The organism is Nostoc sp. JL34, from assembly GCF_017114945.1.
GTDB lineage: Bacteria > Cyanobacteriota > Cyanobacteriia > Cyanobacteriales > Nostocaceae > Nostoc.
Genome location: NZ_JABXKQ010000056.1, coordinates 1 through 17551, shown reverse-complemented (window position 1 = coordinate 17551; position 17551 = coordinate 1). Strand labels below are relative to the sequence as shown.

Here is a 17551-nt window from a genome sequence, read left to right as displayed (position 1 = left end):
TCGGCATATAGCTGCCAATAGTAGATCCCAAAAACATTCCAATCCCGATAAGTAATTTATTCATTTGGGGAAAGCCTCAAAAGTGGTTTAAATGAGTTGCGATAAATGTCCAGAATTTAGCTTTCAAAGGGAAATTCCGTACAGTCGCCACAGCGCACTTCTACCTTGCTCAACTCTTGAGTTACTGACAAGGGTAAATTTAAGTAGTTAAGCGATCGCTACTTGTTAAAGTCTGGACAAAATAACTCCAAAGACTAAATACGCTAGGGATTTGTAAAATTAGTGAATTTATCGAAAGCGACGGGAAACTCTATCCCCAGGTGTCTGTAGAGGGATAGTCGCCCCGTCACTTGGGGCATTGGTAACTTCTTCCCCATGCCCAAAAACTCCATTCCACAAGTGCCGTGGAGTTTTTCATTTATTCATACCGCGAATTATCAGCCAAGCTCCTCCAGAGGAGATCAACAACAATGGTGTCAACCAATCATTCCAACGCACATATAAAGTCTGTGTCTGTCGCCGATAAATTGTTTCAGCATGAGTTTCGTAGGTATTATATCCAGACATCCACAAGGTTTTGCCGTGAGGATCTACAAAGGCGGAATATCCGGTATTAGTTGCCCGTGCTGACCATCGATCAGTTTCAATTGCCCGCATGATATCCTGTGCATGGTGCTGGAATGGCATGGATGCAGTGTAATGGGCATCGTTAGAAGAACTGAGGATAAATTGCCCACCCATAGCAGCTTGACGGCGAAATTGTTCAGGAAAAGCAGATTCGTAACATATACTAGCGATCGCCCGACCAAAAGGAGTGTCAAATAACTGATTTGCTGAACCAGGAACTTGGTGTGCATCTAAAGGCGACAAGCGCTGAACTAGCCCGCCTAAAATTCCTTCAAAGGGAATATACTCTCCCAGAGGTACTAGTTTGGCTTTGTCGTAGCGGCTGACAATTTCACCCTTACTGTTGAAAGTAAACAAACTAATTGTATAACTGTCTCCCCGTTCGCCAAAAGCCCCAATCCAAGCAACTACGCCTTTTTCTTTCACAGCTGCGACTAAGGCAGTTCCCAGCAAGTTACGCTGGAAAATAGGTAAGGCTCCTTCTGGGGTGAGGACTGCATCTACACCTTGATTTGCTAAAGTTATATACCCACTGGTGTAATTTTCTTGGGCGCGACGAAACCCTTCGGAACTTCGTAAAAGTCGGTTCGGGATATTACCCTGAACAATCCCCACTTTTAAGGCTGCTTCTGGTAGTTGGGCGATGGGGCGACTGTATAAGATAAAACCTATCAGGTGTAAGCTAATTAATAGTCCTGTGGCGATCGCTAAGTATTTATTAACGAACCGCAGAGGCGCAGAGAACACGGAGGAAATTTTCTCTGTGCCCTCTGTGCCTCTGCGGTTTATCCATCCTTCAGCAATTAAGCCATTAACAGCAACTATTGCCGCTGTCACAGTATTAGGCCCAGAGAGTTGACCCAGATGTACAATTACGAGATTGTGCGGGCTTTGAGTGTAAGCAAGTGAACTCCACCACAGAGGGCCAGCACTCCATAGACTCTCTAAGCCGCACCAGATGGCTGTACCAATTAATATACGTAGCCACGGTTTTTGTCCAGCTAGCCGAACCATTACAGCTGCCCAAATAGCAACAAATATCCCTCCCAAGACACTGATGAATCCCCAACAAAAAAGAGTGATTGCCAAACTTGGCAACCACGGAACGCCCAACCAAGTCATGGGATGAATTCCCGTAATCCAAGATAGGGCGACACCGTGATAACCGATACCCCAGAGAAAAGGCGGGAGGAATTGGTTTTTACCTTTAGTTGAAGTGACAGTGACAACTAGTACCCATAAGGGAACTAGAGCAATCCAAGCCAAGAACCATGCACCTACAGGGGCAACGGTTAGCCCCATTAAAATGCCGCTAGCTAAGGCAATTAAGTAAGGGAGTAAGGCGGTTAACCTCTCCCTCTGCTTTTTATTCTGCTTCTTCTGCATCGACAGCATCAGGTGGAACTATTGCAACTCCGGTAATAGCGTCGTCTTCATCTAAACGCTGCACTCTTACCCCAGTTGCCGATCGCGATTGGATAGAAATCGCATTCACTGCTTGCCGGATGATAATACCGCGATTTGTTACCATCATGATTTCATCATCATCGTTGTTGACAATGCGTAGGGTTGCCAGCTTGTCTTTGTTTTTGCGGTTTTTGAACTTAGTTGCCATTAAACCCTGACCAGCACGGTTTTGCAGGCGGAATTGGGCAACTGGTACGCGCTTACCATATCCTCCCATTGTAATTACCAACACCCAAGGGCCAACTACGGCACTGCTAGGCACTTCTGCGGATTCTTCATTAATTTCGATATCTTCTGTTTCGATTGTTTCGATTGTTTCGATATCTTCTGTTTCGGCTATTTCGGCTTCTATAACTGTATCCAAAGTTTCAAGAATTGCTGCGGGGAGAATATCCATACCCACGAGTTCATCTTTATTTTTGAGTTTCATGGCTTTCACCCCACGAGTCGCCCTGCTTAAAGGACGCAGTTGTTCGTGGTTGCACCGGAAGTTAATCGCCATCCCGTTACGAGAACCAATAATTACACTGTCCTCTACTCTAGCGCGTCGCACCCAGCGCAGTTGGTCGCCTTCTTCTAAGGAAATGGCAATCAAGCCATTGGCGCGAATATGACTAAAGGCTGCTAATTCGGTTTTCTTGATATTCCCGCCCTTAGTGAGCATGACCAGATATTCTTCGCTGCTAAACTCATCAACCGGTACAATTGAGGTGATTTTTTCCTCTTTGGGAATCGGTAACATTTGCACAATTGGTGTCCCGCGACTGGTACGCGAACTCGCTGGAATTTGATAAGCTCTCAGGCAATAAACAACACCACGCTCACTAAAGAATAAAATACTGTCGTGATCGCAGCAAGTTAAGAAATGCTCAATGGTATCATCATCTTTCACCTTAGCTGCGGCTTTACCTCTGGTAGCACGGCTTTGCGCTTCAAAGGTGTTGACTGGCATCCGTTTGATGTAGCCTTGCTCTGTAACTAGAATTATTGCTTTTTCATTGGCAATTAGGTCACGGTCATCTAATTCCCCTTCCCCTGGTAAAATCACCGTGCGGCGGGGTGTGGCAAAGCTAGTTTTGAGTTGCCCGACTTCAGTTTCAATGATTTCTAGCACTCTCTCTCGGCGGGCCAAAATATCCTGCAAGTCGGTAATCTTCGCTTGTAATTCATCGTGTTCCAGACGAATTTTGTCTGCTTCTAAAGCAGTCAAGCGCCGCAATTGCATCTGCAAAATCGCATCTGCTTGCACTTCTGAGAGTCCGTAAGTTGTGATTAATTCGCCTTTAGCTGTGGGCGCATCGGGAGCATGACGAATCAAGACAATAATCGGATCTAACTGAGACAGGGCAATTAATAACCCTTGCAGGAGATGGTCGCGTTCCTCGGCTTTCCGCAGTTCGTAGCGGGTGCGTCTGGCAATAGATTCGATGCGAAAATCCAAGAAGACGGTTAAGAACTGCTTGAGGGTGAGTACTTGGGGTTCGCTATTCACCAACGCCAGCATATTCGCGCCGAAGTTGGCTTGCAGTGGCGTTTGCTTGTAAAGGTTGTTCAGAACGACGCGCGGATAAGCATCACGCTTGAGTTCGATGACAACTCGCATCCCGTCGCGATCGCTTTCATCCCGGATATCTGCGATCCCTTCTAGACGCTTCTCGTTCACCATTTCGGCGATTTTTTCAATCAGCGCCGCTTTGTTGGTTTGATAGGGCAATTCGGTGATGATAATTGCTTCTCTATCTGGGCGTCCCCGTTGTTCAACGGTTTCAATGTTAGCTACACCACGCATGGTAATGGAACCACGCCCGGTAGTGTAAGCTTCTCGAATGGCAGATGTTCCTAAAATTTGCGCCCCAGTCGGAAAGTCTGGGCCGTGGACATACTGCATTAATTCGAGATCGGTGATTTCTGGATTGTGGATTACAGCCACCAAAGCATCGATCAATTCGCCCAAGTTGTGGGGGGGAATGTTGGTAGCCATGCCCACGGCAATCCCAGAAGAACCGTTAAGCAATAACTGCGGAATCCGTGCCGGTAAGACTGTGGGTTCTTGCTGGGAACCATCGAAGTTATCGGCAAAGTCTACAGTTTCTAATTCGATGTCGTGGAGTAGACCAGCACTAGTTAAAGCTTGCAAGCGGCATTCGGTGTACCGCATGGCGGCTGGCGGATCGTTGTCTACCGAACCAAAGTTACCATGCCCGTTAACTAGGGGCGATCGCATGGAAAAATCCTGTGCCATTCGCACCAGGGCATCATATACTGCCGTGTCGCCGTGGGGGTGATATTTACCTAATACTTCCCCCACCACACGGGCGCATTTCTTAAATGGGCGATCATGGAGCAGACCTAGCTCGTGCATTGCGTAGAGAATGCGACGATGCACAGGTTTTAGACCATCCCTGGCATCTGGCAACGCCCGACCCACTATCACGCTCATGGCGTATTCCAGATAAGACTGCGACATTTCGGTTCGCAAGTCTATCGGGATAATCCTCTCCTGTGAGGTTGTCATAACCTAAAAATCTCCAAAAATCGTAGATTTTAGCTTTTTTACTCAACAAAGCGCAAAATTATTCTAAATTGCTCTTGAATAATTGCTATAATTTGATACAATCTTAGCATATATTGCTTTTTATTGCCTGGGCAGCAACTCAGGCAATTGTCCGATCCGTAGCTTCTCTCTGAGATTTGAGTTGAGATGCGATCAGAGGAACTTTAGGGGCAAGAAAAAACCCAACCAAACTGGCAAAAAGGATTGGCGTAAAGGGACTCAAGTTAGTCAGTTTTGATAGTAGCAAAGTCGTACTTATCGGTGTGCGGGTTACGGCTGCGTTGACAGCCGCCATTGTACAAATCATGGCAAGGGCAGGATCGAGTCCCGGAATTAAGACTGCTACTGCTTTACCAATGCAAGCACCAGTGAAAAATAGGGGAATGATGAATCCACCGCGCCAGCCACCTGTTACCGTAATGCTAATGGCAGCCATTTTCCCAAGAGCTAGAGTTAAGAGAAAAACAGCACCAAAATTAGTAGTGAGGACAGAATCTAACTCTTCATGTCCAAAATAACGGGTGAGGGGTAATAAAACTGCTAAAATGCCAAGTCCCACTCCTGCTAGTGTTGTGCGTACATAAATGGGAACAGGAGTTGGTGCAAAGATGCCCAGACGTGAAACTGCTTGCCAAAAGGCATCGCAGCCGCGAAAAATGCCCATAAAAATCCATCCCGCCACCGCTCCGATAATTCCAAACGCGATCGCGATCGCAAAATCATCAATCTTTTCTAGGTGATACTGAGGAAAATGCCAAGTGGGCGCAATTCCCAAGTGGGTAATTGCGGCAAACACCAGATAGCTAGCGCAACTCGAAACAATGGCCGGCATCAAAGCTTCGTAATATTCCACAATATGCTCATGGTGTAAAATCTCCAAGGCGAACATTGCACCGCCAAGAGGTGCGCCAAACAAGGCAGTGAAGCCAGCCGCCATCGCTGCTAAACTCATGGTTCTGAGGTCTTCACCTTGGAGTTTTAAGCGATCGGCAACCCAAGTACCAAAAGAACCTGTTACCTGTACGAGTGGTGCTTCTGGGCCAGCACTACCGCCTGCCGAGATGCTGATTAGAGAAGCAAGAATCATTGAGGGATTTTTGCGAACATCTAGGCGTCCGCCACGAAAATGAATATTGTCAACAATCACGGCAATTTCACCGGGATTTCCCAAAAAATGAATCACTAGACCGATAACTAAACCGCTAAGTGGCATCACTATCAGCAGGCTAAAACCCTCAAATCGCTGGAGTCTGTGAGTTAAAAACTCTAGAATATTCCAGTACAACGCCGCAAATAGACCACCAGCAGTCCCCACAACTATCCAGCGGATCACCCACTGCGAAATCATCAAGGGATTACGCTTTACCAGTCCAAAAAGTTGAGCAAATGTCCAGCGTTGAGTTTGATTGGTAACGGGGGGCTTGTTTGGTAACACTACTTATTTCCTCTTTATGAAACAGAGAGTACTGAATATTTACGCTTTTTATGGTAGTGGCTATTTAGTTTAGTGAATCATCTTTGGTCTACAAAGAGAGATGTCTCCGACGACCTGTGACGCTCGATAGCGCAGCATTAGCGACACAGGAGCGTCTGACTCGCTAACGCCTTTTCTTCCCCATTGCTATGTGAAATTAAGTCCCAAGATAGTGTGTACCTCACCATAGAAGAACTTAAGCTTGGCGTATAAGTTTCGGGAAATAGTGATGAATAAGGAAACAGTTCCTAGTCAAGCTGAAAAATCTAATCCAGAAGGTGATGCATCGCAATTAAGTCCAGAGGTACTGGACAAAATCAAACACCCTGCGAGAATAGACGATGTTATTCGGGAGCAATCACCAGAAGAACGTAAAACTAACCCAGCTTTAGTACCAGAAATGATTGATGATCCAACTGATGATTGATTGGGTTTGCGAAAGAAGAATCGAAATGCTCAGATTTCCGATTTCTCTAAGAAGTCGGAAATCTTGTTAGTAATCTGTTGCTATAAAATATCTGGTAAATCTCTAATTTTCTGGGTTGTTCGACTGCTGAAAATGCTAATACTTCAAAGTTTGGGGGAATTATGTTGCAACCCTGTGAGCAGAGAAGTTGTTTTACCAACATTGGCATGAAGATTAATTACAGCTAAACTGCCAATAGGACAATCTTTTTGTTTTTTTGCTGTTGTGTGAAACTAACACTACTACAGGGTTAAAACCGACACTTAATCACTATTCTAGTTGAGAAGTTAATAATGTTTTCCCTTATCCCAAGGGAGTGAAGTTTTGCAAGTACCCATGCGAGTAGATTTACCCGCTGCGAAAATAATAGCAAAGTTGCTACCCACTCCCCGACTTATTGAAGAAGTTGGGGAGCTAAATTTAGGTTCATAAATTGATATTCTACTCTAAATTACTCCCAAATCTCAGATTATTTGCAATTGTCATCTATACTAAGTTAGATTCTAGAGAAATTCAATTTTCTAACTAGGGTTGTATATACAGAAGTTATCACAAAGTTATTTAATGAAAAGCATCTTACTTAATTTTTTAATAATGTTTGTTAAGTAAATAAATAAGATCCATCTAAAAATATTATTAAACAATTATAAAAGACTATTTCTTAAATAAGTTGATAAATGAATACTTCTAATTTAAACAATATTTTCAAACATAATATTAAAAGCAACAAAATTAATCTCTGCTAACAAAGGATTACTCTAAATAGATTCAGGAACTATGCAAAATTATGAAATAACATAAACGCCTTTGTGGAGCGTCTCGTGACGCAGCCTCTCCTAGAGAATAGAAGCAGATTGCTGCAAAGTTCTTGCGTAAGTCCTGATATTGTGAAACCATAGCTTGTAACTTGCTTATACAACTGCAACTAGCCTGTCTCTAGGCTCACTCCAGAAAAAAGTACTGGTACTGATAACGCTCATGACGCCATCTCCAAACTCAGGAAACAATCAGGAACCATCTAATCGTCGTCTGTGGCTCCTGCTTTTAGGACGTACCAGTTTGGCTCTGGGTGGGGTTTTGCTAGTTGGAATTATAGTTGGTGCTTGGTGGGCTAGAAGCTATGTATATAAAGATTTAGCGCCGTTAGTACAGCAAAATCTTGAGCAATTACTAGGGCGTCCAGTCAAAGTTGGGAACGTTGAACGTTTTTCGCTTTCTAGTCTGAGATTTAGCTCTCTATCGATACCAGCAACTTCCAGCGATGCAGATCGGGTGGTAGCAAAAGCTTTAGAGGTGCAGTTCTCGCCGTTACAACTTATTCTTAGCCGAAAACTGGAATTAAATGTCACCTTAGTTCAGCCCAATGTCTACATTCAACAGGATAAAGATGGGCGTTGGGTGACAGCCCAAGTTAAGGCTGGGGAGGGACAAGGCTTTATTCAAACTGAGTTGCAGTCACTTCAAATTCAAGATGGCAATATAGAGTTGATGCCATTCACTGCACCGACTAAACCCAAAGGCTCAGTAATATTAGATCGAGTTGGTGGTATTGCCCGATTTTCCGATCAAAATCAAAGGATCGGTTATGACTTCAATACTCAACTCACTAGGGGAGGCGCTGTCAAAATTGTTGGCGAAACTCAACTAAAAGCTCAACAAACTAACCTCCAGCTTTCAACACAAAATTTACAAGCATCTGATATCACTAGATTAATTCAGTTACCGATCGCTCTGCAAGCAGGATATTTAAATGCTGATTTAGGGGTTCAGATTCCACCCAAACTTTCAGACATCGCAATTACGGGAACAGCTACAGCTAATCAAATCACCGCTAAAATTCAAAATATTCCTCAGCCAATTTCTAATTTTAATGGGAAATTTCTATTTCAGGGTCAGACAGTTACTTTAGATAATCTAAGTACGAACTTTGGCAAAGTTCCCATTCTCGCGAATGGAACAATTAATACTCAAACAGGTTTTAATGTTTCTGCTCAGATCAAACCTGTTACTGCGAAAAATATCTTAGATACCCTAAAAGTAAATTCGTCAGTCCCAGCTAGTGGCGAAATTCAAGCAAATATTAAAATACTAGGCGCACTTCAACAACCAGTCGTCAGCGGTACAGTAAGTAATACAAAACCGATTCAAGTCGATCGCGTTCAATTTAAAACTATCAATACTGATTTCCGCTTGAATGCATCTCAAACTGCATCTCAACTTACTGTCTCCAATCTGAAAATAGTCCCCGCAGCTGGTGGTCAAATTATCGGCGGTGGTCAAGCTAATCTGGGAACCAAAGATGGAGTAATATTTAATGCTCAAGCTGATGGGATATCAGGGGATATACTAGCACGAAGTTATGGCGTTACTCTACCGATCGCAGTTGGAAATGTTTCAGCAAAAGCTCAAATTTCTGGCTCACTTCGCAAACAGCCCTTGAAATTTGATGTTTCTAATGTTCAGGTAACGCCGCCAGCCGGGGGGAAAATCACAGCTAATGGTCAAATTCAACTCGCTCCCCAAGGTCAGGTAGGTGTAGATATTCAAGCTCAAGGTATTCCAGGAAATGCGATCGCTCAAGGTTACGGTATTTCAACTCCCATTAATGTTGGTGGTATATCTGCGAACGCTAACATTAGTGGTTCTCTGGGTACACCATTAAACGTCAATATTTCTCGCGTTCAAGCAAATCCAGATGTGGGAGGGCAAGTAACAGCTAGCGGACGAGTTCAGCTTGCACCTCAAGGTAGGGTGGCGTTGAATGTGCAAGCAAAAAATATACCAGGGGATGCGATCGCTAAAGCTTACAATTCTTCACCCTCCATCACCATTGGGAATGTCTCGGCAAATGCTGATATTTCCGGCACTCTGAGCAATCTGCAAACAGTAGCGCGGGTACAAGCGCCTAGTGCCACCTATCCCACTACCGGGCGAGTTGTTGTTACCAAACAGGGAGAGAATATCGTCTTTCCCGATGCAGTTTTGAACGTCGCAGGGGGGACAATCAGGGCTAAAGGTGAAGTTGCACAAGAACGTTGGCAAGGGGGTATCAAAACTTCTCAAATTCAACTCAACCGTTTCTCACCACAACTGCGAGGACGGCTGAATAGCAATATTCAGTTAGCTGGCACAACAAAATCTTTCCAGCTTGCGGATATTCGCGCCGCCGGACAAATCAGCCTTCCCCAAGGAGTAGCGCAGCTGGCAAAACCGCTGACTGCAAGATTTCAGTGGAATGGACAGCAGATTATCGTTGAAAACGCAAGTACCGCAGGATTTAGTGCTAATGGTGCGATCGCTATTCAGTCTCCCCCAACTGGCGCACCCCAAATTGCCGGATTTGATTTAAATGTACTGGCGCAGAATTTCAACTTACAAAATACTGGCTTTAAAGTTCCTGGGGACGTAGCAATAGCAGGGTTACTTGATTTTAATGGGAAAGTTACAGGTACTCCAGATGTACCGCAAGCTAATGGCAATATCCGGTTGCGGAATTTCAATGTGAGTAACTTAGCGTTTGACCCACTTTTAACCGGAAATGTGAATTTTCAAGGGGGACAAGGAGGAAGTCTGCGACTAGCTGGGAAACAAGATCGGATTGCCCTTAATTTAGGTGCAGATTATCGTCCAACTTCATTTTTAGTTAAACGCGATGAGGCTGTCACCACAGGTAGAACTGAGGGAGATAACTTGATAATCAACGCCCAACAGTTTCCCATCGCTCTTGTTGGCGGCTTTTTACCTAACAATCAATTGAAACCTTTGGGGGGGCAATTATCGGGTAATTTAGTTGTCAATCTGAATAATTATGCCATTGCAGGAGATGTGGCGATCGCAGGGCCTCGTGTTGCCAGAGTTGCAGCCGATGAATTTCGCGGCAGCATCAATTATGCCGATGGTACTGCTAGCTTGGCTAATGGTCTATTGCGGATTGGCGATAGCAACATCGCTCTCAGTGGCAATGTGCAAGCAGGGAATGACCCGCAATTTCAATTCCAAGCTAATTTTGCCCAAGCTAATATCCAGAGACTTTTACAAGCGTTTAATATCTTCGACTTTCAAGACCTTAGTACCGGGTTGCAGCCTCCGACTTTAGCTGGGGCCGAAGCACTTGAAACTGAGTCTATCAGCTTGCCGAATACAGATTTGAAAACACAGTTAGCATATTTCTCGAATATTACAGCAGCAATAGCAAAACAACAGCAAGCTCAAACCAAACAAACCCCATCTTTACCCAGCCTTGCAGAATTAACAGGTGCTTTAAACGGAGCAATTACAGCCAATGGCTCGTTAAAATCTGGGTTGAATGTTGGCTTTAATTTTCAAGGTGCTAATTGGCAATGGGGTAATTATTCCATCAATCAAGTTGTTGCTCAAGGCACTTTTGCCGATGGTATCGTCACACTTTCGCCGTTGAGTGTGGGGATAAATCAAGGACTAGTGGCGTTTTCGGGACAGTTAGGAACTGAGCAACTATCTGGAAAATTGAATGTAGCCAGTCTACCTCTATCACTTTTAGAGCCTTTTATCGAAAAATACCCCATAGATATCACCGGGAAAGTGAATGCTGATGCCACCTTAGCAGGTAGTTTGCAAGACCCTAGTGCGAAAGGGAAAGTGGCGCTAGCTGATGCGACTCTTAACAAACAACCTGTGCAAACAGGAGAAGTGAACTTTGATTACAACAAAGCTCGCTTGAATTTTGATAGTACCTTACTGGTGACAGGAACGCAGCCAGTTGCCATTACAGGTAGCGTACCTGCTCCGTTGCCTTTTGCCAAAGTGCAACCTGATAGCAATCAAATCAACATCGACGCCAATGTGCAAAATGAAGGATTGGCACTGTTAAATCTGCTTACCAATAATCAAGTCGCTTGGGTAGATGGTCAAGGAAAAGTAGATTTAAATGTTCGAGGTACTTTAAACGAACCAATTATCAACGGCAACGCCACACTTAATAATGCAACTTTCCGTGCTGAAGCCTTATCTGATCCCCTAACGAATGTCACAGGAACAGCGCAATTTAATGGTAGTACGGTAAGCGTTGAAAATATCCAAGGTAATTACAATCAAGGGCAAGTAACTGCATCAGGCATCTTGCCAATTTTTGATGCTCAACAAGCCGCAGCCAATCCCCTGACAGTATCAATAGCAGACAAACTCAATTTTAAGCTTGCAGGATTGTATGAAGGTGGTGTCGGTGGCGATGTCGTGATTCGCGGCACAGCCTTAAAACCTGTAATTGGTGGAGAGATTAAACTGAGTGATGGTCAGGTAATTATTGGCAACTCTACTACTACTGCTAAAAAATCAGCAGCTACAACTGAGGCTAATACTAAAGTCATAAATCTAGATAGACAAGAGGTTAACCCTAATGTCACACCGACAGCAGAGAATAGCGCTAACCCAGTAGCTACAGTAGACGGAAGCGCTAAGCCAGTGGCGACAGCAGATGCAAGCACTAGCGCCCCAACTCCACCCAATTTACCTGTAGAGTTTGCAGATTTAAAGTTGATTTTAGATAAAGATATTCGGGTTACAACTCAGTCCCTACTCAGCTTTGTACCAGGAGGAGCAGCATTAAGTCAGCCTTTATTGAGCTTTGACGCTAAAGGTGACTTGACCATTAATGGTACATTAGCCAAACCACTTCCTGAAGGAGTCATTCGTTTGACAGGAGGACGACTGAGCTTATTTTCTACTGAGTTCACCTTAGCGCGCGGCTATGAACAAACTGCGCGGTTTACTCCAAGTCAAGGACTTGACCCGACTTTGGATGTCCGACTGACGGCAATTGTACCGGAAGCATCAGCAAGGAACACTCAAACTTTGGAATCACCTTTGTCTTCTGAAGTTAGTGATGTTTCTGTCAATAACTTTGGGACTTTACGTAGCGTTACCGTTCAAGCTAGGGTGAACGGGCCAGCTAGTAAATTGGGTGACAATCTAGAACTGACGAGCGAACCTAGCCGTAGCAAGGGAGAAATAGTTGCGCTACTGGGTGGCTCAATTCTGGGTTCTTTCGGTCAAGCAGATGCAGGCCAAGGGCTGACTAATTTCGCTAGTTCTACCATTTTAGGTAGTTTACAAGGAACTATCACTGCGATCGGACAGGCTGTTGGTTTCAGTGAGTTTCGGATATTTCCCACGCCATCTACCAATGAAGCATCGAGAGCTTCAATTCTGAATTTATCAGCAGAAGGTGTGTTTGACATCAATAAAAATTTCTCTGCCTCTTTATCACGCGCTCTTTCTAGCAATGACTCTTTCCGTTACAATGTCCTCTATCGAGTCAATGACGAAATTCTGATGCGAGGCTCAACTGATTTGGGGGATGAAAATCAACTCCAAGTTGAGTATGAAACCCGATTTTAGATTCATACAGTTCAATTAAGCATTTCTTCCTTCTCTACAAGACGCTACGCGTTGCTTCTCCGTAGGAGTATGCATTCTTAGCGGTAGCCTCCGGCAAGGCGCTCCGCGTCTAGGTTAAAAAATTTACTTTGACAAAGAGTTAAGACTTGACTGAACCGGATTGAATTATAGATTACTACATTGGCATTGTTAGTTGATACAATCGCATTGTTAGTCGATACAATCGCATTGTCAGTCGATACAATCGCATTGTCAGTCGATACAATCGCATTGTCAGTCGAGACAATCGCATTGTTAGTCGAGACAATCGCATTGTTAGTCGAGACAATCGCATTGTAGGTCGATGCATTGGCTGTTGATTGGCTCATCAAAGCGATCGCTATTCCTGATATTAGTGCTATGAATAATCCTAAGTAAATATTACCTGTAATTGAAGCAGCAACAAAACTAGCTACAGCCCCAACCAGCATCATTCCCTCAATGCCCAGGTTTAACACCCCCGATTTTTCAGTCACTAATTCATCTAGTGCCGCCAAAATTAGAGGTGTAGCTACCCGTAGCGGCTCACTGATGATTAAGCTGATTGCTTGGATGTTCATCCTTTGTAACTGTAGGTGAAGCTACCTCCGCCAGATGTTCTTCTTGAGCTTGTATTTCCAATAGTTGGGGAATTGTCACAAATCGATAGCCTTGGGCCTTCAAACCTGCAATCATTTCTGGTAAAGCCTTGACAGATTTGGAACGATTGCCGCCCCCATCGTGCATCAGTACAATTGCACCTGGCTTTGCATATTTCAGCACATTTTTGACCAGCCCTGGCGCTTGAGGCGAACGACGTTGAGCATCTCCAGACTCTTCTGACCACATCATGACAGCGTACTTCTCGTTTTTGGCATATTCGGCTAGTCCATTATTCAAAAAGCCGCCAGGGGGACGAAACAGAGTAGTTTTCTCTCCAGTAGTCTTGTAAATAATCTCTGCTGTGCGATCAATTTCACTAGCAGCAGTAGCTAAGTCCATGTGGCGATACCAATGATGCCATGTATGATTACCAATTACGTGACCATCAGCAGCCACTTGCTTGGCAACTTGGGGAAAATATTTCACCATTTCTCCAATCATGAAGAATGTTGCCTTGATCTCATTTTTCTTCAAAATTTCTAAAATCTGTGCCGTATTTTTGGGGCCAGGGCCATCATCGAAAGTTAGGGCGATGACTTTATCGTTTGCTTTCAGTTTTGCTTGATAAACGATTGTTCCCTGAAAAGGCTTTGGCACTTCATTCATCTGATTTGTAGTTGGGCTGATATTCTGTGCAGATGCACTCATCAGCTTGTTCTGACTAGCTTTAGCACTCTCGCTTTTTGGCTTTATAATTCCCAACAGATGCTCAAATCCGCTTGTAGTTAAAAGCAAACTGATACCTAAACTACTAGCACCAGTGACCAATGTAACGAATATTAGTTTCAGTAACAAAGATAATTTCCGACTGGACACATCAAATCTCCTCAAATATTTAGTCATTAGGTATTGGGTACTGGGTATTGGGAAATTGGAAAACTCTTTCCTAGTCCCCAGTCCCTATTTCCTCATTCTTAGTCGGTTGTCAATTAATGTACCTGCTGCCAAAAGGAAAAAGAATAAAATACTTTGAAACATTCCAGCTAAAGCTAAAGGAAGTCCCAATCTAATCTGCACTAATTCGCCGTCTACGGACAAAAGTGCTATAAGCAGACTATAAAATAATACCCAGTGGATTTAACCGACCAATAAAAGCAGCAATGATGGCAGTATAACCGTAACCAGGAGAAATGCTAGGGTGTAATTGACCAATAAAGCCGAGGACTTGGCACACCCCAGCTAAACCTGCTAATCCACCGCTAATTAACAGAGTTCGCCAAATTATGTGTAGGCATAGCCCGTCGTAGACATCGCTCCTAATCCCAGCATACACCGCAGCCTTGGGACTAGAACCAACAACCCGCACTCTGAAAGCAACGTAGTACTCCTTTGTCCTGAATTGGTGATTTAATTGGGTTCTCAGAGCGATCGCTTAAATCCTCAACTCCATGAACAAACAATGCCTTTTTATACTTACCGCAAAGATTTCGTACTTTCCTACAAGATGAAAATAAAAACACCTATTGTGTTCTCGAAATACTATCGAGAACACAATATCATTTAATATATTTAGGACTTACGCACTGTACAAATTAATCATGATATGCATTTACCATCCAGAGGTGGTTTTAGGCTTTTATTAATTCATTCTTTGATCGTAGATAGACCCGCGCTGTAAGGGCACAGCAATGCTGTGCCCTTACGACAGATGTGGTTTTTCCCATCAACTTGCGAGACTCTACCCTTACTCCCTACTCATCAAATAAATCCAAGTCTGTGACAGCACCAACACTGCTAGAGGAAACTAACTTAGCATATTTTGCTAAGATGCCTTTTGTATAACGGGGTGGACGGGGTTGCCATTTAGCGCGGCGACTAGTTAATTCTGCATCGGAAATGTTGATTTGTAATAAGCGAGAATTAGGATCAATAGTGATGCTATCACCTTCTTCGACCAGAGCGATCGCACCACCAACGGCAGCTTCGGGAGCAACGTGTCCGACTACCATCCCATAAGTACCGCCTGAAAAACGTCCATCAGTAATTAACCCGACTGTATCACCTAAACCTGCACCAATAATTGCTGAGGTGGGTGCTAGCATTTCCCGCATACCAGGGCCGCCAACAGGGCCTTCGTAGCGGACGATAATTACATCACCAGCTTTAATCTGACCTGCAAGGATGGCATCTAAGCATTCTTCTTCGGAATCAAATACTCGTGCAGAACCAGTAATGCCGGGATTTTTTACCCCGGTAATTTTTGCTACTGCTCCCTCTGTAGCAAGATTCCCTTTCAAGATGGCTAAGTGACCTTGGGTATACATCGGTTTATTCCAAGGACGAATCACATCTTGATTGGTGGGTGGTTCATCGGGGACATCTGCTAAAACTTCGGCAATGGTTTTACCTGCGATCGTGATACAGTCACCGTGAAGTAATCCATGTACCAATAGCATTTTCATCACTTGGGGAATACCACCAGCTTGATGTAAGTCTGTGGCGACATATCTACCACTGGGTTTTAAATTGCATAAAACCGGGACACGACCACGGATAGTTTCAAAATCATCTAGATTAAGTTCTACACCAGCCGCACGAGCGATCGCCAGAAAATGTAACACGGCGTTAGTTGAACCACCCACAGCCATAATTACAGAAATAGCATTTTCTATAGATTTGCGCGTGATAATGTGCCGGGGTAACAGTTGATTGCGAATTGCTTCTACTAATACCTTGGCTGATTCTTCGGTGCTATCGGCTTTTTCATCGTCTTCCGCCGCCATTGTGGAAGAATAGGGTAAACTCATACCCATCGCTTCAAAAGCCGAGGACATAGTATTGGCTGTGAACATCCCACCGCAAGAACCAGCACCAGGACAAGCGCGGCGTTCTACTTCCATTAGTTCCGTGTCGTCAATTTTCCCCGCACTGTATTCACCCACAGCCTCAAAGGAACTCACAACAGTCAAGTCACGGCTGTTGTAGTGTCCGGGCTTAATTGTCCCACCGTAAACAAAGATAGCCGGGATATTCATCCGTGCCATTGCAATCATTGCTCCGGGCATATTTTTATCACAGCCACCGATGGCAATCACGCCATCCATACTTTGACCATTACAAACGGTTTCAATAGAGTCAGCAATCACTTCTCGTGACACTAGGGAATATTTCATCCCCTCAGTTCCCATAGAAATCCCATCACTAATAGTAATTGTGCCGAACATTTGCGGCATTGCCCCGGCTAGTTTAATTCCAGCTTCAGCTATGAGTGCTAGTTGATTAATCCCCATATTACAGGGAGTGATGGTGCTGTAGGCATTAGCCACACCGACAATTGCTTTCTTAAAGTCTTCATCCTGAAAACCTACTGCACGCAGCATAGCGCGATTTGGCGATCGCTGTACCCCTTGGGTGACAACTTTACTTCTGAAATTCTCTGACGAAATTGTTTTTTCACCCATTGCTCTGACCTCGCTCAAATCTTTGTACGAGTATCATAGGTAGACTTTTTTGAGATGTCCAATATATATTTATTTAAAATTGATACTTATAAAATATCAAAAATATAACACTACGACACCTGCGCTACTTTATTGCTGTAGCTTTTGCTGTCACAGCACAGATGACTTGCCTTTTCAACAGAAACAACCGAACATTGATAACAAAGTTTGGTTACTCTGAGCTATTTCTTCTAAAGATTCAGGCATTGCTGATAAAGTATTGCTAAAACACCTCTTTGCGGCAACTTCAGGATTTTTTTCAAAGGAAATAGATGATCTTAGCCATAATGTTAGAAAATAAAGCTCCAAACAAACCCAGTTTTTGTCTCTTGTTTAAAAGTTGGCTGAGATTTTTCTTTAACCAGAGTAATGGAAAAGCGATAGTAAAAATAAAACATTATTTATAAAAATTGGGACTGAGAAATAAATCTCAGTCCCGATAAAAAAGCGGGCTAACCGCTATTTAT

The 17551-nt window shown here is 43.9% G+C and carries 9 protein-coding genes; 2 read left to right on the top strand and 7 right to left on the bottom strand.

The window, feature by feature from the left end:
* Window positions 1-414 precede the first annotated feature (414 nt).
* From lnt to HWQ44_RS11290, 3 genes are all read right to left on the bottom strand, one after another.
* Window positions 415-2013: an apolipoprotein N-acyltransferase gene (gene lnt / locus HWQ44_RS11300; protein WP_292718473.1), complete on the bottom strand. Its 1599-nt coding sequence runs from the start codon at window positions 2011-2013 to the stop codon at window positions 415-417.
* Window positions 1994-4609 (bottom strand): DNA topoisomerase (ATP-hydrolyzing) subunit A, encoded by a 2616-nt coding sequence (gene gyrA / locus HWQ44_RS11295; RefSeq protein WP_292718471.1) that lies wholly within the window; start codon window positions 4607-4609, stop codon window positions 1994-1996. The genes lnt and gyrA overlap by 20 nt, the downstream gene beginning before the upstream one ends.
* 139 nt (window positions 4610-4748) lie before the next feature.
* Window positions 4749-6083, bottom strand: coding sequence for a chloride channel protein (locus HWQ44_RS11290; protein WP_292718469.1), 1335 nt, complete (start codon window positions 6081-6083; stop codon window positions 4749-4751).
* 268 nt (window positions 6084-6351) lie between these two features.
* On the opposite strand from HWQ44_RS11290, the gene HWQ44_RS11285 reads away from it, so the two are divergent.
* Both HWQ44_RS11285 and HWQ44_RS11280 read left to right on the top strand, forming a co-directional pair.
* A complete protein-coding gene (locus HWQ44_RS11285; protein ID WP_292718467.1) occupies window positions 6352-6549 on the top strand; it encodes a hypothetical protein in 198 nt (65 codons plus the stop codon).
* A gap of 1017 nt (window positions 6550-7566) precedes the next feature.
* Entirely contained in the window at window positions 7567-12963 is a 5397-nt protein-coding gene (locus HWQ44_RS11280) for a translocation/assembly module TamB domain-containing protein (RefSeq protein ID WP_292718465.1), read from the top strand.
* A gap of 77 nt (window positions 12964-13040) precedes the next feature.
* On the opposite strand, the gene HWQ44_RS11275 is transcribed toward HWQ44_RS11280, so the two are convergent.
* The 4 genes from HWQ44_RS11275 to ilvD form a co-directional block, all read right to left on the bottom strand.
* Entirely contained in the window at window positions 13041-13562 is a 522-nt protein-coding gene (locus HWQ44_RS11275; RefSeq protein ID WP_292718463.1) for a hypothetical protein, read from the bottom strand.
* Window positions 13528-14460 carry a polysaccharide deacetylase family protein gene (locus tag HWQ44_RS11270; protein WP_292718461.1) on the bottom strand — a complete coding sequence of 311 codons (933 nt, stop codon included), beginning with the start codon at window positions 14458-14460 and terminating at the stop codon, window positions 13528-13530. The genes HWQ44_RS11275 and HWQ44_RS11270 overlap by 35 nt, the downstream gene beginning before the upstream one ends.
* 238 nt (window positions 14461-14698) lie before the next feature.
* Window positions 14699-14950: a hypothetical protein gene (locus tag HWQ44_RS11265; protein WP_292718459.1), complete on the bottom strand. Its 252-nt coding sequence runs from the start codon at window positions 14948-14950 to the stop codon at window positions 14699-14701.
* Between the two features lie 385 nt (window positions 14951-15335).
* Window positions 15336-17045 carry a dihydroxy-acid dehydratase gene (gene ilvD, locus HWQ44_RS11260; RefSeq protein WP_292718457.1) on the bottom strand — a complete coding sequence of 570 codons (1710 nt, stop codon included), beginning with the start codon at window positions 17043-17045 and terminating at the stop codon, window positions 15336-15338.
* Window positions 17046-17551: the final 506 nt, after the last annotated feature.